This is a genomic window from Allobosea sp. OK403 (assembly GCF_900113835.1).
Taxonomy (GTDB): domain Bacteria; phylum Pseudomonadota; class Alphaproteobacteria; order Rhizobiales; family Beijerinckiaceae; genus Allobosea.
Genome location: NZ_FOQV01000014.1, coordinates 31,426 through 51,053 on the forward strand (window position 1 = coordinate 31,426; position 19,628 = coordinate 51,053).

14 protein-coding genes are annotated in these 19,628 nt (G+C 65.0%); 13 read left to right on the forward strand and 1 reads right to left on the reverse strand.

Annotated features, from left to right (window positions below):
• Nucleotides 1–166: 166 nt before the first annotated feature.
• From BMZ97_RS27475 to BMZ97_RS27530, 12 genes are all read left to right on the forward strand, one after another.
• Nucleotides 167–2,929 (forward strand): nitrate/nitrite transporter, encoded by a 2,763-nt coding sequence (locus tag BMZ97_RS27475; RefSeq protein WP_092177478.1) that lies wholly within the window; start codon nt 167–169, stop codon nt 2,927–2,929.
• 41 nt (nt 2,930–2,970) lie between these two features.
• Nucleotides 2,971–6,723, forward strand: a complete 3,753-nt coding sequence (locus BMZ97_RS27480) for a nitrate reductase subunit alpha (RefSeq protein WP_092177480.1) — start codon at nt 2,971–2,973, stop codon at nt 6,721–6,723.
• A gap of 14 nt (nt 6,724–6,737) precedes the next feature.
• Nucleotides 6,738–8,264: a nitrate reductase subunit beta gene (gene narH, locus BMZ97_RS27485; protein WP_092177482.1), complete on the forward strand. Its 1,527-nt coding sequence runs from the start codon at nt 6,738–6,740 to the stop codon at nt 8,262–8,264.
• 1 nt (nt 8,265) lies between these two features.
• Nucleotides 8,266–9,027, forward strand: coding sequence for a nitrate reductase molybdenum cofactor assembly chaperone (gene narJ / locus BMZ97_RS27490; protein WP_092177484.1), 762 nt, complete (start codon nt 8,266–8,268; stop codon nt 9,025–9,027).
• Between the two features lie 3 nt (nt 9,028–9,030).
• On the forward strand, nt 9,031–9,762 hold the full coding sequence (gene narI, locus BMZ97_RS27495) for a respiratory nitrate reductase subunit gamma (RefSeq protein ID WP_092177485.1): 732 nt from the start codon (nt 9,031–9,033) through the stop codon (nt 9,760–9,762).
• A 6-nt stretch (nt 9,763–9,768) separates the two neighbouring features.
• A complete protein-coding gene (locus BMZ97_RS27500) occupies nt 9,769–10,617 on the forward strand; it encodes a peptidylprolyl isomerase (RefSeq protein WP_092177487.1) in 849 nt (282 codons plus the stop codon).
• Between the two features lie 9 nt (nt 10,618–10,626).
• Nucleotides 10,627–10,968 carry a hypothetical protein gene (locus BMZ97_RS27505; RefSeq protein WP_092177489.1) on the forward strand — a complete coding sequence of 114 codons (342 nt, stop codon included), beginning with the start codon at nt 10,627–10,629 and terminating at the stop codon, nt 10,966–10,968.
• Nucleotides 10,955–11,506: a hemerythrin domain-containing protein gene (locus tag BMZ97_RS27510; protein WP_092177491.1), complete on the forward strand. Its 552-nt coding sequence runs from the start codon at nt 10,955–10,957 to the stop codon at nt 11,504–11,506. The genes BMZ97_RS27505 and BMZ97_RS27510 overlap by 14 nt, the downstream gene beginning before the upstream one ends.
• A complete protein-coding gene (locus tag BMZ97_RS27515; RefSeq protein WP_092177493.1) occupies nt 11,506–12,267 on the forward strand; it encodes a carbonic anhydrase in 762 nt (253 codons plus the stop codon). Before BMZ97_RS27510 ends, BMZ97_RS27515 begins: the two co-directional genes overlap by 1 nt.
• A 92-nt stretch (nt 12,268–12,359) precedes the next feature.
• Entirely contained in the window at nt 12,360–13,349 is a 990-nt protein-coding gene (gene moaA, locus BMZ97_RS27520; RefSeq protein ID WP_244546636.1) for a GTP 3',8-cyclase MoaA, read from the forward strand.
• 55 nt (nt 13,350–13,404) lie between these two features.
• A complete protein-coding gene (locus BMZ97_RS27525; RefSeq protein WP_092177495.1) occupies nt 13,405–13,980 on the forward strand; it encodes a DUF2478 domain-containing protein in 576 nt (191 codons plus the stop codon).
• A gap of 71 nt (nt 13,981–14,051) precedes the next feature.
• Nucleotides 14,052–14,456, forward strand: a complete 405-nt coding sequence (locus BMZ97_RS27530) for a group III truncated hemoglobin (protein ID WP_092177614.1) — start codon at nt 14,052–14,054, stop codon at nt 14,454–14,456.
• A gap of 21 nt (nt 14,457–14,477) precedes the next feature.
• Here the strand turns inward: BMZ97_RS27530 and BMZ97_RS27535 are convergent, their stop codons facing one another.
• On the reverse strand, nt 14,478–17,015 hold the full coding sequence (locus tag BMZ97_RS27535; RefSeq protein ID WP_175525770.1) for a methyl-accepting chemotaxis protein: 2,538 nt from the start codon (nt 17,013–17,015) through the stop codon (nt 14,478–14,480).
• A 513-nt stretch (nt 17,016–17,528) separates the two neighbouring features.
• Between BMZ97_RS27535 and BMZ97_RS27540 the strand changes: the two genes are divergently transcribed.
• The gene (locus BMZ97_RS27540) at nt 17,529–19,601 is read left to right on the forward strand and encodes a methyl-accepting chemotaxis protein (protein WP_175525771.1); all 2,073 of its coding nucleotides are present in this window, start codon (nt 17,529–17,531) and stop codon (nt 19,599–19,601) included.
• Nucleotides 19,602–19,628: the final 27 nt, after the last annotated feature.

Genomic DNA, 19,628 nt, shown 5'->3' on the forward strand with positions numbered 1-19,628 from the left:
AGACAATTGAATTGTAGAAAAAAGCCCCGGCCCTTGATCAAACACCAGAGTATCCTTGAAAGATTTCGATGCTGCTTCCGCGTTGATTTGGATCAACGCCAAACTATAGCCGCCCTGAAAATCCTGTCGCCAGCAAGTATCGCTAGCTTGGCGAAGGACACGACACATGGCGGGCGCCCCAATCTCATCGGCTGAACAAGGCAGGGCCCTGTGGCTCTCCACGGTCGCCTTCACAGTCTGCTTTGCCGTCTGGACGATCTTCGCGATCATCGGAATCCAGATCAAGAAGGACCTCGGGCTGTCGGATACGCAGTTCGGCCTCCTGGTCGGCACGCCGATCCTGACAGGATCGCTGATCCGCCTGCTGCTGGGCATCTGGGCCGACCAGTATGGCGGACGGGTGGTCTACACCATCACCATGCTCTCGGCGGCGGTGATGACCGCGCTGCTGGTCTTCGCCTATGACTACACCACCTTCCTGATCGCGGCGCTTGGCGTCGGCATCGCCGGCGGCTCCTTCTCGGTCGGCGTCGCCTATGTCGCCAAGTGGTTTCCTAGGGAGAAGCAGGGCACGGCGCTCGGCATTTTCGGGGCGGGCAATGTCGGCGCGGCCGTCACCAAATTCGCGGCGCCCGTCATCATGGTCGCCTATGGCTGGAAGACGGTCGCGCTGGTGTGGGCGATCGTGCTCGCGCTCACGGCGGTGGTGTTCTTCCTCTTCACCAAGGACGACCCCGATCTCGCCCGTCGCCGCGCCTCCGGCGAGAAGCCCGAGCCGCTCTCGGCGATGATGGAGCCGCTGAAGAACATTCAGGTCTGGCGCTTCTCGCTCTACTACTTCTTCGTCTTCGGCGGCTTCGTCGCGCTCGCGCTCTGGCTGCCGCGTTACCTGATCGGCGTCTACGGCCTCGACATCACCACGGCGGGCATGGTCGGCGCCGCATATTCGATCCCGGCTTCAGTGTTCCGGGCCTATGGCGGGCATCTCTCCGACAAATACGGCGCACGCCGGATCATGTACTGGACCTTCCTGGTCGCGGTCATCTGCACCTTCGTTCTCGCCTATCCGCCGACCCAGTATGTGATCGAGGGCATTCGTGGTCCCGTCGCGTTCTCCACGCGGATGAGCCTGGGCGGCTTCATGGTGGTGGCCTCCGTGCTCGGCTTCTTCATGAGCCTGGGCAAGGCCGCGGTCTACAAGCACATCCCGGTCTATTATCCCGATCGCGTCGGCGCGGTCGGCGGCGTGGTCGGCCTTGTCGGCGGCCTCGGCGGCTTCGTCATGCCGATCGCCTTCGGCGCGCTCAACGATCTCACCGGCGTCTGGCAGAGCTGCTTCTGGCTGCTCTTCCTGGTCGCGTCCGTCTCGCTGATCTGGATGCATGTGGCCGTCCGGCAGATGGAGAAGGCCGCTGCCGAGGCCGGCGTGCCGGCGCGCAACCTGCCCGAGCTTCCCGAAATGCAGCCGGTCCATGGCGCGGCCCAGACGGGCGCGCTCGCGGCCAGCGGCGCCATCGCCGACTGGCGCCCCGAGGACGGGAGCTTCTGGGACACTGAGGGCAAGGCCATCGCGCGGCGCAATCTGTGGATCTCCGTTCCCTGCCTGCTGCTCTCCTTCGCGGTCTGGATGGTCTGGTCGGTGGTCGTCGCCAAGCTGCCCGGCGTCGGCTTCGCCTTCACCAATGAGCAACTGTTCTGGCTCGCCGCGCTGCCGGGCCTGTCGGGCGCGACGCTGCGCATCTTCTACAGCTTCATGCCGGCCATCTTCGGCGGCCGGCTCTGGACCACGCTGGCAACCTGGTCACTGCTGATCCCGGCGCTCGGCATGGGCTTTGCCGTGCAGGACCCGCAGACGCCCTACTGGATCTTCCTCGGCCTGGCGCTGCTATGCGGCTTCGGCGGTGGCAACTTCGCCTCCTCCATGGCCAATATCTCCTTCTTCTTCCCAAAGGCGGAGAAGGGCAACGCGCTCGCCATCAATGCCGGGCTCGGCAATCTCGGCGTCAGCGTGGTCCAGTTCGTGGTGCCGCTCGCCATCACGGCCGGCGTCTTCGGCAGCCTGGGCGGCCTACCCCAGACGGCGACCGTCGCAGGCGTCACCTCGACGCTCTGGCTGCAGAATGCCGGCTTCGTCTTCGTGCCCTTCATCGTCGCATCGGCCTTCGCCGCCTGGTTCGGGATGAACGACATCGCGACGATGAAGGCCTCCTTCGCCGACCAGGCGGTGATCTTCCGGCGCACCCATAACTGGATCATGTGCTGGCTCTACACCGGCACCTTCGGCTCCTTCATCGGCTTCTCCGCGGCGTTCCCGCTGCTCTCGAAGATCCTCTTCCCGGAGGTGAACGTCCTGCAATATGCCTTCCTGGGGCCATTGGTCGGCGCGGTCTCGCGCGCCGTCTCCGGCAAGGCCTGCGACAGGATCGGCGGCGGGCGGATCACCTTCTGGGTGTTCATCGCGATGAGCCTCGGCGTCGCCGGCGTGCTCTACGCCATCGGCATGAAGGGCGACCCGAGCGCCTTCCCGGTCTTCTTCGCGAGCTTCCTCTTCCTCTTCGCCGCGACCGGCATCGGCAACGCCTCCACCTTCCAGATGATCCCCGCGATCATGCGCATCGAGGTGGCGCGCCTCGAGCCCGGCCTGAATCCGGCGGAACGGGTCAAGCAATCCGACAAGGAGGCCGCCGCCATCATCGGCTTCACCTCGGCGGTGGCCGCCTACGGCGCCTTCTTCATCCCCAAGAGCTTCGGCACCTCGATCGCCGCCACCGGCGGCGCCTCGGCGGCGCTCTACGGCTTCCTCGGCTTCTATCTGAGCTGCATCGCGATCACCTGGTGGTTCTACACCAGGCGCGGCGGCCTGCTCTTCGAGACCGAGCACGGCCGCAAGGCAGCGCCCGCCGCCCCTGCCCTGACCGCAGCCGAATGATCCTCGCTTTGCGCCTCTGACCTCCCTGAGAGGGATCCGACATGAGTCATTTTCTCGATCGCCTGACCTTCTTCAACAAGGTCTCCGAGCCCTTCTCGAACGGTCACGGCATCATGACCAGCGAAGACCGGCGCTGGGAGGACGGCTACAGGAAGCGCTGGCAGCACGACAAGATCGTGCGCTCCACCCATGGCGCCAACTGCACCGGCTCCTGCTCCTGGAAGATCTACGTCAAGGGCGGCATCGTCACCTGGGAGACGCAGCAGACCGACTATCCGCGCACCCGGCCGGACCTGCCCAACCACGAGCCGCGCGGCTGCTCGCGCGGCGCGTCCTATAGCTGGTATCTCTACTCCGGAAACCGGGTGAAATACCCGCTGATCCGCGCCCGGCTGCTGAAGCTGTGGCGCGAGGCGCGCGCCACCCTGACGCCGGCCGCCGCCTGGAAAAGCATCGTCGAGAACCCCGACAAGCGCGCGGCCTATACCGCCAAACGCGGCCATGGCGGCTTCATACGGGCCGGCTGGGACGAGGTGACCGAGATCATCGCCTCCGCCAATGCCTATACGACCAGGACCTATGGCCCCGATCGCGTTTTCGGCTTCTCGCCGATCCCGGCGATGTCGATGGTCTCCTACGCCGCGGGCTCACGCTACCTGTCGCTGATGGGCGGCGTCTGCATGTCCTTCTACGACTGGTATTGCGACCTGCCGCCTGCCTCCCCCCAGACCTGGGGCGAGCAGACGGACGTGCCGGAATCGGCCGACTGGTACAATGCCGGCTTCATCATCCTGTGGGGCTCGAACGTGCCCCAGACCCGCACGCCCGACGCGCATTTCTACACCGAGGCGCGCTATCGCGGCATGAAGAGCGCGGTGATCTGCCCCGACTACTCCGAGGCCTCCAAATTCGGCGATATCTGGCTCAGCGTGAAGCAGGGCACGGATTCAGCGCTGGCGATGGCGATGGGCCACGTCATCCTCAAGGAATACCATGTCGACCGGCAGGCGGCGTATTTCCGCGATTATGTGCGCCAGTACAGCGACATGCCGATGCTGGTGAAGCTGGTGAAGCAGGGCGACAACCTCGTGCCCGACCGCTTCCTGCGGGCGTCGGATTTCGACGCCGGCCTCGGCGAGGCCAACAACCCGGAATGGAAGACCGTCGCCTATGACGAGACCTCCGGCAAGATCGTCGTGCCCGGCGGCACGATCGGCTTCCGCTGGGGCGAGAGCGGCAAGTGGAATCTCGAGGAGAAGGACGCAGGCGGCGTCGAGACGCGGCTGCGGCTTTCGCTGGCCGAGATCAGGGACGATCTGGCCGAGGTCGCCTTTCCCTATTTCGGCAATATCGAGCATGAGCATTTCGCCTCGACCGATCACGGCAGCATCCTGAAGCGCCGCCTGCCGGTGAAGCGCCTGGCACTGAGCGAGGGCGAAACGCTCGTGGCCTCGGTGCACGACCTCTTCCTCGCCAATTACGGCGTCGATTGCGGCTATGGCGGCGACAACGTCGCCGCCTCGCTGGATGACGACACGCCCTATACCCCGGCCTGGGCGGAGAAGATCACCGGCGTCTCGCGCGACAAGATCATCCAGGTCGCCCGCGAATTCGCGACGAATGCCGAGAAGACCAAGGGCCGCTCGATGATCATCATCGGGGCGGCGATGAACCACTGGTACCACGCCGACATGAACTATCGCGGCGTGATCAACATGCTCGTGATGTGCGGCTGCGTCGGCCAGTCGGGCGGCGGCTGGGCGCATTATGTCGGCCAGGAGAAGCTGCGCCCGCAAGCCGGCTGGGCGCCGCTGGCTTTCGGACTGGACTGGGGCCGCCCGCCGCGGCAACAGAATTCGACCTCGGCCTTCTACGCCCACACCGACCAGTGGCGCTATGAGACGGTCCGCGTCGGCGATCTCGTCTCGCCGACCGCGCCCGATGGCCCCTGGGACGGCGCGCTGATCGACTACAACATCCGCGCCGAGCGGATGGGCTGGCTGCCCTCTGCGCCGCAACTGGAAACCAACCCGCTTCAGGTCGCCAAGGATGCAGCAGCCGCCGGCATGGAGGCCAAGGACTATGTCGCGAAATCGCTGAAGGACGGCTCGCTGAAGCTCTCCTGCGAGGACCCCGACAACCCGGTGAATTGGCCGCGCAACCTGTTCGTCTGGCGCTCCAACCTGCTCGGCTCCTCCGGCAAGGGCCATGAGTATTTCCTGAAGCACCTTCTGGGCACGACCCATGGCGTGCTCGGCAAGGATCTGGGCCAGGAGGGCAAGGCGCGCTCGACCGAGGCGGTCTGGCACGAGAAAGCGCCGGAGGGAAAGCTCGACCTCCTGGTCACGCTCGACTTCCGGATGTCGACGACCTGCGTCTATTCCGACATCGTCCTGCCGACGGCGACCTGGTACGAGAAGAACGACCTCAACACCTCCGACATGCACCCCTTCATCCACCCGCTGACCAGCGCGGTCGATCCGGCATGGGAGGCGCGCTCGGACTGGGAGATCTACAAGGGGCTGGCGAAGGCCTTCTCGCAGGTCGCCCCCGAGGTGCTCGGCGTCGAGCAGGACGTCGTCCTCAACCCCATCAAGCACGACAGCGCCAACGAGATCGCCCAGCCCTTCGAGCCGAAGGACTGGAAGAAGGGCGAGTGCGAGCCGATCCCCGGCAAGACGATGCCGGTGGTGAGCGTGGTCGAGCGCGATTATCCCAACCTCTATGCCCGCTTCACCGCGCTCGGCCCGCTGATGGACACGGTCGGCAACGGCATCAAGGGCATGGCCTGGAAGACCGGCCATGAGGTGGAGCATCTGAAGGCGCTGAACGGCGTGCATCTCGAAGGCGCCAATAAGGGGCTTGCCCGGATCGTCAGCGACATCGACGCCGCCGAGATGATCCTGATGCTGGCGCCAGAGACCAATGGCGAGGTCGCGGTCAAGGCCTGGGCCGCGCTCGGCAAGGCGACGGGACGCGAGCACACCCATCTGGCGCTGCCGAAGGAAGACGAGAAGATCCGCTTCCGCGATGTCGTCGCGCAGCCTCGCAAGATCATTTCCGCGCCGACCTGGTCGGGGCTGGAAAGCGAGAAGGTCTGCTACAACGCCGGATACACCAACGTCCACGAGCTGATCCCGTGGCGCACGCTGACCGGCCGCCAGCAGCTCTATCAGGACCATCTCTGGATGCGCGCCTTCGGCGCGGGCTTGTGCGTCTACCGCCCGCCGCTCGACCTGCGCTCGGTCGCCCCGGTGATCGACCTGAAGCCCAACGGCGAGAAGCAGATCGTCCTCAACTTCATCACGCCGCACCAGAAATGGGGCATCCACTCCACCTATACCGACAATCTGATGATGCTGACGCTCTCGCGCGGCGGGCCGATCGTCTGGCTGAGCGAGACCGACGCCAAGCGCGCCGGCATCGTCGACAATGACTGGGTCGAAGCCTTCAACAGCAACGGCGCCCTGGTTGCCCGCGCCGTCGTCTCGCAACGCATGAAGGACGGCACGCTCTTCATGTACCACGCCCAGGAAAAGATCGTGAACGTGCCGGGCTCGGAGATGACCGGCAACCGCGGCGGCATCCACAACTCGGTCACGCGCATCGTCATCAACCCGACGCACATGATCGGCGGCTACGCGCAGCTGTCCTACGACTTCAACTATTACGGCACGATCGGAACCAACCGCGACGAGTTCGTGGTCATCCGCAAGGTCAAGACCGTCGACTGGCTGGAGCGCCCGCACAAAGACGCTGCGAACGCCTCCCCCCTCGCCCAAGCCGCCGAGTGAAAAGGACGACGACGATGAAAATCCGCGCTCAGATCGGCATGGTGCTGAATCTCGACAAATGCATCGGCTGTCATACTTGCTCGGTCACGTGCAAGAACGTTTGGACGAACCGCGAGGGCATGGAATACGCTTGGTTCAACAACGTCGAGACCAAGCCCGGCATCGGTTACCCCAAGGATTGGGAGAATCAGGACAAGTGGAAGGGCGGCTGGCGCCGCAAGTCGAACGGCAAGATCGAGCCGCGGATCGGCGGCAAATGGCGGATCCTGGCGAACATCTTCGCCAATCCCGACATGCCGGAGATCGACGACTACTACGAGCCCTTCACCTTCGACTACGAGCACCTGCAGAAGGCCCCGGAGCTGGAGGCCTTCCCGACCGCCCGGCCGCGTTCGCTGATCACCGGCGAGCGCATGGAGAAGATCGAATGGGGGCCGAACTGGGAGGAAATCCTGGGCGGCGAATTCGCCAAGCGCTCCAAGGACGCCAATTTCGAAGGCATCCAGAAGGAGATGTACGGCCAGTTCGAAAACACCTTCATGATGTATCTGCCGAGGCTCTGCGAGCACTGCCTCAATCCGACCTGCGCCGCCGCCTGCCCCTCGGGCGCGATCTACAAGCGCGAGGAGGACGGCATCGTCCTGATCGATCAGGACAAGTGCCGCGGCTGGCGCATGTGCGTCTCGGCCTGCCCCTACAAGAAGATCTACTTCAACTGGTCCTCGGGCAAATCCGAGAAATGCATCTTCTGCTATCCGCGCATCGAGGCCGGCCAGCCGACGGTGTGCTCGGAAACCTGCGTCGGCCGCATCCGCTATCTCGGCGTGATGCTCTTCGACGCCGATCGCATCCAGGAGGCGGCATCGACGCCATCCGAGCAGAATCTCTACGAAGCCCAGATGGACATCTTCCTGGATCCCAACGATCCGGCGGTCATCGCCCAGGCGCGCGCCGACGGCATCTCGGAAAACTGGCTCGAGGCGGCGCGCCAATCGCCGATCTGGAAGATGGCGATGGAGTGGAAGGTCGCCTTTCCGCTGCACCCGGAATACCGCACGCTGCCGATGGTCTGGTACGTGCCGCCGCTCTCGCCGATCACCGCCGCTGCGGAAGCCGGCAAGATGGGCATCGATGGCGGCATGCCGGATGTGAAGTCGCTGCGCATCCCGCTGAAATACCTCGCCAACCTGCTCACCGCGGGTGACGAGGCGCCCATCGCCAGGGGGCTCGAACGCATGCTGGCGATGCGCGCCTATATGCGCGCCAAGACCGTCGACGGCGTGATCGACGAGGCCATCGCCAGGCGCGTCGGGCTCACCGCCGCGCAGATCGAGGCGATGTACCACGTCATGGCGATCGCCAATTACGAGGACCGCTTCGTCATCCCCACCACGCATCGCGAGGTCAGCGAAGACGCCTATGAGCTTCGCGGCAGCTGCGGCTTCAGCTTCGGCGACGGCTGCCTGCCCTCCGATACGGGCGTCAACCTGTTCGGCGGCGTCAAGGCCAAGAACGACAAACCGAAGCTGGGAGCGCTGTGAGATGAAAACGCTGAAGGTTCTCTCCGCGCTGCTGTCCTATCCGACCGAGGAGCTGCTCGCGGCGCGCGGCGAGCTCATCGAGGTGATCGAGCGCGAGGGCGTCCTGCCGGGGACCGAGCGCGCCGCGGTGAAGCGGCTGATCGACGGCCTGGCGGATGGCGATCTGATGGATCTGCAGGAGCGCTACATCCTGCTTTTCGACCGGACGCGCGCGCTCTCGCTGCATCTGTTCGAGCATGTTCACGGCGAAAGCCGCGACCGTGGCCAGGCGATGGTCGACCTGATCAAGGTCTATGAGGATGGCGGCTACACGCCGACCGTGACCGAGCTGCCGGACTTCCTGCCGCTCTTCCTCGAATACGCCGCGACGCGCTCACCGGCGGAGGCTGTCGAGCTCATCGGCCAGCCCGCGCATGTCTTTGCGGCGCTGCGCGAGCGGCTGCGCAAGCGCAGCTCGCCTTACGAGGCCGTCTTCGCCGCGCTGGGCAAGCTCAGCAAGGTCAAGCCCGACGCCGCCATGATCGCGCGGCTTCTGGCCGAGCCTGATCCCGAGCCCGACGATCTCGAGGCGCTGGACGCCGCCTGGACGGAAGAGGAGGTGCTGTTTGGTCCAGGCGCCGCCGCCGAGGACTGCGGCAAGGACACGCTGTCGGCGAAGCTGCGCCAGGCGCGCCGCCCCGCCCCCGGGCTGGAGCCGGTCCCGGGCGCCAGGCCCCGCACCCAGATCACCCATTCCGGCGTTTCGCCCCGCACGGGAGCCTGAGCCATGCGCGACATGATCTTTCAAGTTCTCTTCGTCTGGTATCCGTATTTCTGCCTCACCGCCTTTCTGTTCGGCAGCCTGATCCGGTTCGACCGGGAGCAGTACAGCTGGAAGGCGAGCTCCAGCCAGTTTCTGCGCAAGCGCCAGATGCGCTGGGGCTCGAACCTCTTCCATGTCGGCATCCTGTTCCTGTTCTTCGGCCACGCGGCCGGGCTGCTGACGCCGAAATTCATCTACACCCTGTTCATCACGGTCGAGCAGAAGCAGCTGATCGCCATCGTCGCCGGCGGCATCGCCGGCAGCCTCTGCTTCGTCGGCCTGTCCTTGCTGCTGCATCGCCGGCTGTTCGATCCGCGCATCCGCCAGACCTCGACCACAATGGACATTGCGGTCCTCGCCATCTTGTGGGTGCAGCTCTGCCTTGGCCTCCTGACCCTGCCCTTCTCGTTGTCGCATGCCGACGGCTCGGTGATGCTGACGCTCGCCCATTGGGCCCAGGGCATCGTCACGCTCCAGCCTGTCGACGGCGCCACGCTGCAGGGGCTGGCCTGGCCCTATCTCGTCCATCTCGTGCTCGGGATGACGATTTTCCTGATCTTCCCGTTCTCGCGCCTCGTCCATGTCTGGTCCGCGCCGGTCTGGTATCTCGGCCGCAGGGGCTTCCAGCTTGTCCGGACCCGCCGCGCGCTCGCGCCGCGGACCGCCGGCCGATCCTCCACGCAGCCGGCGGAGTAAGACATCATGACCACACCCCTTGCCTCCCCCTGCGCGGTCAAGCCCGCCATCACGGCCAAGCCCAAGACCGTCAGCGTCAACGGCGTTGCGATCTCGCGTGCCGCGATCGGCCGCGAGACGCAAAACCACCCCGCCGCCAAGCCGATCGAGGCCTGGCAGGCGGCAGCCCGGGCGCTCGCCGTGCGTGAACTCCTGCTGCAAGAGGCCAGGCGCCTCGCGCTTCAGCCCGATCCGGCTGAGGATGACGAGGGCCGGCGCGAGACCGACGAGGAGGCGCTGATCCGCCAGCTCGTCGCGCGGGAAATCGTCACGCCCGAGGCCGACGAGGCCGCCTGCCGGCGCTATTTCGACGCCAACCGCCAGCGCTTCCAATCGCCGGCGATCATCGAGGCCAGACATATCCTGCTGCCGGCCGGGCCGAAGGATGAGGTCGCCCGCGCCGAGGCCCGCCAGCATGCCGCGCTGCTGATCCTGCAGATCCAGCAGGAGCCCACCTGCTTCGCCGATCTAGCGGCGGCGGTCTCGGCCTGTCCATCGGGCAAGACCGGCGGCCATCTCGGGCAGATCGGCCCGGGCCAGACCGTGCCCGAATTCGAGACGGCGCTCGGCCATCTGCCGGTGGGAACGGTCGGCGAGGCCGCGGTCGAAACCCGCTATGGCCTGCATGTCGTGTGGATCGAGCGTCGGATCGCCGGGCAGAAGCTGCCTTTCGAGGCCGTGCGCCAGCGGATCGGCGCCTGGCTCGGCGAGAAGGTCCGCCGCCTGGCGATCCAGCAATACATCACGATTCTCGCAGGCCGCGCCGAGATCACCGGGGTGGACATCGCGTCCAGCCCGTCACCGCTCGTCCAGTAGGAGGCCGCCATGCAGCTTGGAGCACTTCTGACCCGGTTGTCGGACGAGACCGATGCGGCGACCGCGCTCGACGCGCTCGGCGACGTCGTCCTGCTCGCGCAGATCCAGGCGCTGGGCGACGAGCATGACGAGACTCCAGGCGAATATGTCGCCAATGCCTCGCGCCGCTACGCCGCATTGGCGAGCGATGAGGACTGGCTGGCGCTGATGACGGCGATCGAGCGCGCCGAGGATCCAGGCCGGGCCGTGATCGGCAAGATGCTGCGCTGGGCGATCGCGCGCGACACCGCACCAGTTCCGGAAGCGGGCGGCTGCTCATGCGGCTCCGGAGGCTGCGATGGCCACTCATGAGCCGGCCAGCCGCGACCAGCTCAGCATCGAAGCCATTGCCCCGGCGCTCCTCGACGATCCGCTTGCATATATTTTCGCCGATCATTTCCGCCAGCGCCGTCTCTGCGCCGCGCTGCGCCACCATGCCGAGACGGGCCATGTCGACCGCGCGGAGGCCGGGATGATCGTGGCCTATCTGCGTCGCGACCTTGTCCTGCATTACCGCGACGAGGACGAGGATTTGTTTCCGCTGCTGCTGCGCCGCGCCCTGCCCGAGGACGATCTCGCCGCCGCGCTCAGCCGCCTTGCCGAAGACCACCGCCAGTCCCGGCAATCGCTCGAGGCCATCATCGGCGCCCTGACCGGGCGGCCGGCGGAAGACCCGGTGAAGCTGGCGCGCGGCATGTGCAAGCTGATGCTGGCCTATGCGGCGAGCGAGCATCTTCACATGGCAGCGGAGAACGGCATCGTCCTGGCCATCGCCCGGATTCGGCTGCGGCGCGAAGACCTGAAGGCGATGAGCCGGACCATGAAGGAACGGCGCGGAGTGCCGGCCTGATGTCGCGCACGCTCGACTATCTCTTCGACCGCAACGTCGCCTGGGCCTGGTCCAAGACGCAGGACGACCCGCGCTTCTTCCGGCGCATGGCTGAGCAGCAGACGCCGCGCTATCTCTGGATCGGCTGTTCGGACAGCCGCGTCACCGCCAATGACGTGCTCGGCCTCGACCCCGGCGAGGTCTTCGTCCACCGCAACATCGCCAATATCGTCCACACCAGCGATATGAACATCCTGTCGGTAATCGAATATGCCGTCGAGCAGCTGAAGGTCGAACACATCATCGTCTGCGGCCATTACGGCTGCGGGGGTGTCGAGCGCGCGCTGATGGCCGAACGCGGCGCCATTCTGGATCACTGGCTGCAGCCGATCTCGATGCTCCATCGCAAGCATCTTGCGACCTTCGACGCGATCCGCGGCGAGACCGCCCGCCTCGACCGGATGTGCGAGATCAATGTCGAGATGCAGGTTCGCCGGGTAGCGCAGACGCCGATCGTCGAGAACGCCTGGGCGCGCGGCCAGGAGCTCAACCTGCATGGCTGGATCTACCGCATTCAGGACGGCCTGCTGCGGGAGCTCGGCCCGCATCTGTCATCGATTTGCGAGCGCGACGCCTTGCCCTCGATCGACCAGCGCGTCCTCACCCCTGTCGGAGGTGCCGCGCCGGCCTGGCGCAAGGCTCACGCCGCCCCCGCGAACCGGGCGTGGCGCGATACCGCGACGGGCTGTTCCTGCCCGACAGCCGCGGAGCAACGCGCGTGACCCGGTCGAGCTTCCCTCACGATCTCCCCTCCGCATCCGGCACGGGCGGCGAGCCTCGCCTCGTCGACGTTTCGGCGCTCGCGCGCGCGCCGCTGGTCGATCCGTTTGGCCGCGATATCTCCTATTTGCGTATCTCGGTGACGGATCGCTGCGATTTCCGCTGCGTCTACTGCATGTCCGAGGACATGACCTTCCTGCCCAAGCGCGACCTGCTGACGCTGGAGGAGATCGACCGCCTCGCCACCGCCTTCGTCGCGCGCGGCACGCGCAAGCTCAGGCTGACCGGCGGCGAACCCTTGGTGCGGCGCGATGTGATGAGCCTGTTCCGCTCGCTCTCGCGCCATCTCACCACCGGTGCGCTGGAAGAGCTGACGCTGACCACAAACGGCTCCCTGCTCGACCGCTATGCGCAGGAACTGGCCGATTACGGCGTGCGCCGGATCAATGTCTCGCTCGACACGCTCGACCCCGACAAGTTCCGCAAGATCACGCGCTGGGGCGACCTCGACAAGGTGCTCGGCGGCATCGAGGCGGCGCGCAAGGCGGGCCTGCGGGTCAAGATCAACGCGGTTGCACTGAAGGGCGTCAATGAGGACGAGATCGAAGGGCTGATGACCTGGGCGCACGGCCTTGGCATGGACCTGACCCTGATCGAGGTGATGCCGCTCGGCGAAATCGAGCCCGGCCGCATCGACCAGTTCCTGCCGCTCTCGGTCGTCAGGGCGCGGTTGATGGATAGCTACAATCTGGTCGAGGATCCCTACCGGACCGGCGGGCCGGCGCGCTATGTCCGCGTCAAGGAGACCGGCGGGCTTGTCGGCTTCATCACGCCGATGACGCATAATTTCTGCGAGAGCTGCAACCGGGTGCGCCTGACCTGCACCGGCACGCTCTATATGTGCCTCGGCCAGGAAGACGCCGCCGATCTGCGCGCGCCCTTGCGCGCCTCGCCCGATGATGCGGGCCTCCACCGCGCCATGGAAGAGGCGATCTCGCGCAAGCCCAAGGGCCATGACTTCATCATCGACCGGCGCCGCGCCAAGCCCGCCGTCGGCCGCCATATGAGCGTCACCGGCGGCTGAAGCAGCCGGCTTCCATAAGAACGTGACCTGCGGCTGACCGAAAAGGAGATGACGGATGCCAGGAACTTTGCCAATCACCGCCTTGGTCTACACCGATGGCGAGGCGGCCGATCGGGCCCTGCGAAGCGTCTGCTCGGCGCTGCGGGACAGGGGCTGCAGGCTTGCCGGCCTGGTGCAGCATAACCGGCCCAATCCCGGGCGCTCGCGCTGCGATATGGAGCTGGAAGACCTGGCGAGCGGCGCGTTGACCGGCATCACGCAGGATCGCGGCCGTTTGGCGCGGGGCTGCTCGCTGGATATCGGCCAGCTCCTGAATGCGATGCAGATCACGCGTGCCTCGTTGCACCTGAAGCCCGACCTGGTGATTCTCAACAAGTTCGGGAAGACCGAAGCGGAGGGCGGGGGCTTGCGCCCGTTGATCGCGGAGACGATCGAGGCCGGCCTGCCGCTCCTGGTCGCGGTGCCATGGCGCAACATCGAGGGCTGGAGACATTTCACCGGCGAGATGGCGCGGGAATACGATCTCGGCGCCCTGCCCGCCGATGAGGCGGGCCTCTGCGCTGCGCTGGGGCTCACCATCCGCCCCGGCCTGCCGCGACATCGCGAGCCGCATTCCAGCCTTTCGCAGTAAGCCATGCCTGCAAGATCTCGAGCGAACCGGGTCAATTGATGTCAGTCCAGACGAGCCAGGCGGCGCGGCCCATGACCGGGGGGGCCGAACGCATAACCGAGGCCGATATCAGGACGCTGGTCCACGGCTTCTATGAGCGCGTTCTCGACGATGCCGAATTGGCGCCCATATTCGAGCAGGCGCTGTCCCATCGCTGGGATGCCCATCTCGAAACCATGGTGCGCTTCTGGTCGTCCGTCGTGCTCAAGACCGGGAGTTATTCCGGCAAGCCGCACCAGGCCCATATGCAACTTGGCCTGACGCCGGAGATGTTCGGGCGATGGCTCAGACTGTTTGCCGTAACGGCCGGGCAGGTCTGCGAGCCCGAGGTCGCGGCCCTGTTCATCGACCGGGCCGGGCGCATCGCCGACAGCCTCCAGATCAGCCTCGGCATCGGCCCGAAAGCGCTGAACCTTGCCGCGACCGGGCCGCGTTGAAGCGAATGGCGCGCCGGAGCCTCAGAATTCGTTCCAGCCCACCGCCGCACGCGTCTTCGCCTGCCTGAGAGCCGGCGGCGCAATCCGATCCGACATCACCCTGGCGACATCTCTGAGATCGCTCGCTTGTCCGGCCGGATCGTGGAAAGCCGCGTCCTGCGGCTTGGTCCTGGTCTTGAAGCGCGCAAGGCTCGCCCGCAATTCCGTGATCCTTTCGGTGAGGACCGTCGCGGAGGCGGCGCTTTCCTCGGCCAGCGACGAGTTCTGCTGGGTCATGCCGTCGAGATGCGCCACAGTCTGGCTCATCTCCTCGATGCCATGCGCCTGCTCGGCACTGGCCGTCGAGATCTCGCCGATGGTCGCAGACACGCGCGACGACGCCTCGTTGATCTGCGTCAGGACCGTGCCGGCAGCGCGCACCAGCTTCACGCCCTCGCTGACCTGCGCGTTCGAGGATGAGATCAGCGCCGTGATGTCCTTGGCCGCCGCGGCCGAGCGCTGCGCCAGCGCGCGCACTTCCGAGGCCACGACCGCGAAGCCCCTGCCGGCATCGCCGGCGCGCGCGGCTTCCACCGCCGCGTTCAGCGCCAGGAGATTGGTCTGGAAGGCGATATCGTCGATCACCCGGATGATCTCGGAGATCTTCTGCGACGCCGTCTCGATGCGCGCCATCGCATCGACCGCGTCGCCGACGACGGCGGCGCCGCTGCTGGCGGCCTCCTTCGCCTGATCGGCCATCTGCGCCGCCTGGCGAGCCGCCTGCGCGGAGGCCTTCACCGAGGCGGCGAGCTCCTCGGTCGTCGCGGCGGTCTCCTCGAGGTTCGAGGCCTGTTCTTCGGTGCGCTGCGACAGGTCGTTGGCGCCGGCGGTGATCTCGCGGGCGGTCAGGGTGACCTCGTTCGACGTCGCCTGGATGGTGTGGAGCGTCTCGGAGAGGCGCTCGATGGTTCCGTTGATCGCCTCTTTCAGCTGGGCGAAGCGGCCCTGATAGGTTGCCGTCACCATTTGCGTCAGGTCGGCATCGGCCAGCGCCGCCAGCACCGCGCCGGTTTCGCCGAGGCCGCGATCGACGGTCTCGACCAGCGTATTCACGTTGTTGGCCAGCTTGTTCAATTCGATGTCGGCGAACTGCACGGTCACGCGTTTGGAGAAGTCGCCAGCCACCGCCGAGGTGATGACGTCCCCGAACGCCCGCTGCAGATCCTGGCGCATGCGAGCCCGCTCGATACGCGTCAGATTGCGGCGGCCGAAATAGTTCGAGAACTTGGCATACAGCACCGGAAAACTGTCGATCAGCGGATCCTCGTAATCCTCGCCGACATCGGAAAAGAACACGATCGCAGACAGTGTCTGGTTGACGTTGATCCCGAAAAGCTCCCCGAAGGTCGAGAAGCCGGCGGCGGGAACCGGCCACAGGTTCCGGGCTCCCGCCAGAGCGTCGGGATTCGACAGCCGGCGCAGGATGCAATCATTCATCAGCACGGCGGACGGCTTCGGCTTGCCCTGCAGATAGGCGGCGATGTCCTTGCGCGTCTGCTCGACGAAATCGGTTTCCGCAAGCATCACGAGCCGGTCGCCAACCGAGATGTCGCAGTAGAAGGTGATCTTCCCGTCGGTAAAATCGAGGTTGGCGACAGACCGGACGAAGATCTCCCCGTCGAGCTCGATCCCGAACGCCTTGTTGGCCAAGGCGGCCTTGAGCCCGTCGGGGCGGCAATCGAAGCTCTTGCAGAGCGCGTCGATGAAGGTGTGAACCGTACCGGTCGAGGCATCGAAGACCGATTGCACCGAGCGCTGATTGACGTCGGCCTCGACGACGACGAAGGAGCGATCGAGCTGGCGGAAATTCTGGCTCTTGAACAGGCCGTAGCGCTGGCGCGGCGCGAGCTTCACGAAGGCGATCACGGCATGGTCTTCGAGAATGCGCGTGCCATCATACAGGGATGTCTTGACGAAATCGAGCTTGCCGCCGGCCGAGCCGCCGGTGAACATGCAGGGGAACTTGGCGGCGCGATAAACCGCCTCCATGAAGTAGTTCTCGGATTTCGACAGCCCGTCGATGAAGGTCAGCGCGAAGCTGTCGCGCGCATCCAGGCGAAAGGACGGGGTGACGCGGGCCAGTTCCGTCGTGATCCTGTCGACACGCTCTTCATGTTCGAGCGCAATCTTGGATTTGCCGCGAATGTCCTGGCAATGCAGCGGAACCGAAAAGATTTCAGCACGCTCGATCAGCGCCGGCGAAAAGACCTGGACCACGATCGTGCGCCAGTCGTTCGGCGTATCCAGATAGACGCGACCGTCCGGCTGCGAACAGAGTTCGCCGGCCGTCGTCATGGCGATGATCGGCGTCCCCCCCGCCAAAGTCGAGAGCTTGCGCGAAACCTCGGCGAAATCGACGTTCGGAGAGATGAAGGCCAATGCCAGCGGCGAGCTGCGCCCGGCAAAGCGGAACAGCTTCGGATCGATCCCGTCGAGCTGCTCGTTCGTCACAGCCTGGCGAACCATGTCCTTGCACAAACTGGCACTGGCGCTCTTCAGAGCGCTCTCGAACAAACCCATCATCATCTCCCAGGTAGAACGGACGCGCTCTCGCCCTCATCGCCGTCGAGGCCATCTCTCAGTATCGAAAAGTATATCTTCTGAATAAAGCCGATTTAATTACTCCATTTTATCGACGATCGTCAGAAGAAATACTCGTGATTCGAGGCACATACCGGACGCCGTCGCAATCCGATCGACTTACGCTGAGTTTAATTCCGGATTTATTAATTATCGATTTATTCTGCCGCGTATTCAGCGAGTATTGATCCAGATCAATATCTCGGCTTCCCAGTCGTCGAATTCCTCGAGCTTCAGACCGGTCAACAATGGTTGACGGTTGCGGTGTTGAAGACCGCAACTGGGATGATGAGGCGGCTCATCCCGCCATTGCGCTAATCTTCCCGGATCATGTCGTCGGGCGGAGAGGCGGGCCGCGATGGCGACAAAGCGCCACAAAGCATAAGCGCTCGCCGCGAACCCGCGGCAGGCCGATGCGCTGGTCTTGCAAGAGCAACCCGTTGCTGGCGCGGTTTGTTCGATCGATCGGCGTGGCGGAAGCGATCAAGGGCTAGCGCCACCCGGGTGTTTCCAGGAGGAACGTCCGGCCCAACCGTCACTCAAGTTGATCGATGTCAACCGAAAGGATTGATCCAGATCAATTTACAGCATAAATCATCCTTTGTAGAATTTGCTTCAGATATTTTTAACATAAGCCTCCCCCAACTGTGCCCAACAGAGAAAAATAGAGCCCTTTTTGGGCTCATCCGAGGGGGCACCATGTCGTTTTCGCTTTTTGAGTCATCCGCCGAACGTGAAGCTGCCGCGATCCGCCGTACGCAGGCCGTCATCGAATTCACGATGGATGGCCGCATCATCGAGGCGAATGCGAACTTCCTCAATGTCGTCGGCTATCGACCCGAAGAAGTGGTGGGACAGCACCATTCGATGTTTGTCGAGCCCCGCTATGCCAGTTCGGACGACTATCGCGCGTTCTGGGCAAAGCTTGGCCGCGGCGAGGCGATCGAAGCGGAATTTCTTCGGATCGCCAAGGGCGGAGCCCAGGTCTGGCTGCAAGCGATCTACACCCCGATCCTGGGACGTTCGGGGAAGCCGGAAAAGGTGATCAAATTCGCCACCGACATCACGGCGCGGAAAGGCGTCATGGCGAATTATGAGGGGCAGGTCGCCGCGATCAGGAAATCGCAGGCAGTCATCGAGTTCGACCTGGCCGGTATCGTCCTCGATGCCAACGAGACCTTCCTGTCCGTGCTCGGTTACTCCCTGGCGGACATCAAGGGCAAGCATCATTCGATGTTCGTCGATCCGCAGGCACGCAGCGGCGAGGCCTATACCCGCTTCTGGCAGAAACTCGGACGCGGCGAATACGATGACGGCCAGTATCTGCGCATCGGCAAGGGCGGCAAGCAGGTCTGGATCCAGGCCAGCTACAACCCGATCCTCGATGCACTCGGCAAGCCCTACAAGGTGGTCAAATACGCGACCGACATCACGGCCAACAAGCAGGCCCAGGACATGCTCAGCCAGGCTGTCGAGGAGACACAGAGCGTCGTCCAGGCCGCCAAGTCCCGGGACCTGACCCAGCGCGTCTCGCTTCAGGGCAAGAGCGGCGCCATCGGCGAGCTCTGCGGCGGCGTCAACGAACTCCTGGAATCCGTCGCCGACATCGTTCGGACCGTCAGCGACATCTCGTCGAACATCTCGGCTGGCGCCACGCGCATCGGCAATGACAGCCGCGAGCTTGCCCAACGCACCGAAGAGCAGGCGACGAGTCTGGAAGAAACCGCCGCGACCACGGAAGAACTCGCCGCATCGGTCAAGCAGAGCTCCGAGCGGACCCGCGACGCCACCACTCTCGGCGCGGGAGCCAATGAAGAAGCAAGCCGAGGCGGCACCATCGTCGCCGAAGCGGTCGTCGCGATGGCGCGCATTGAGAAAGCGTCCAGCGACATTTCGGACATCATCAGGGTGATCGACGACATCGCCTTCCAGACCAATCTCCTGGCGCTGAACGCGGCAGTCGAGGCGGCGCGCGCGGGCGATGCCGGCAAGGGCTTTGCCGTGGTTGCAAGCGAGGTCAGAACGCTGGCGCAACGCTCGGGCGAAGCCGCCAAGAATATCTCGACGCTCATCTCCAATTCGACGCAGCAGGTCGCCAACGGCGTCAAGCTGGTCAAGGACGCCGGCGCCGCACTGGCTGGCATCGTCGACTCCTCGACGAATGTCGCCTCGGCGCTCGGCGACATCTCGAGCGCTTCGCATGAGCAGGCCAACGGCATCGAGGAAGTCGCCAAGGTCGTGGCGCATATGGACGAGATGACCCAGCGCAATTCGCTCATGGCCGAGCAGAGCGCGACGATCGCCAGGCAACTGGAGCAAGCGACCGGCGAGCTTCAGACAATGGTTCAGGACTTCAAGATCGATGACCGGCCAAGAGCCGATCTCGCCTCAAGGCCCGACCGCGTCTCCGGCCTGGTCACCCAGCTGCGTCAGGTCTCGGCGCCTCCTGCCAGGCCGGCTGCCACCGCCCCGCGTCCGCAGCGGCGTGCGGCTGGCGGGTCGGCCGGAGGCTGGTCCGAGTTCTGACCGGCCGACATATCCCGGACGAAAAAT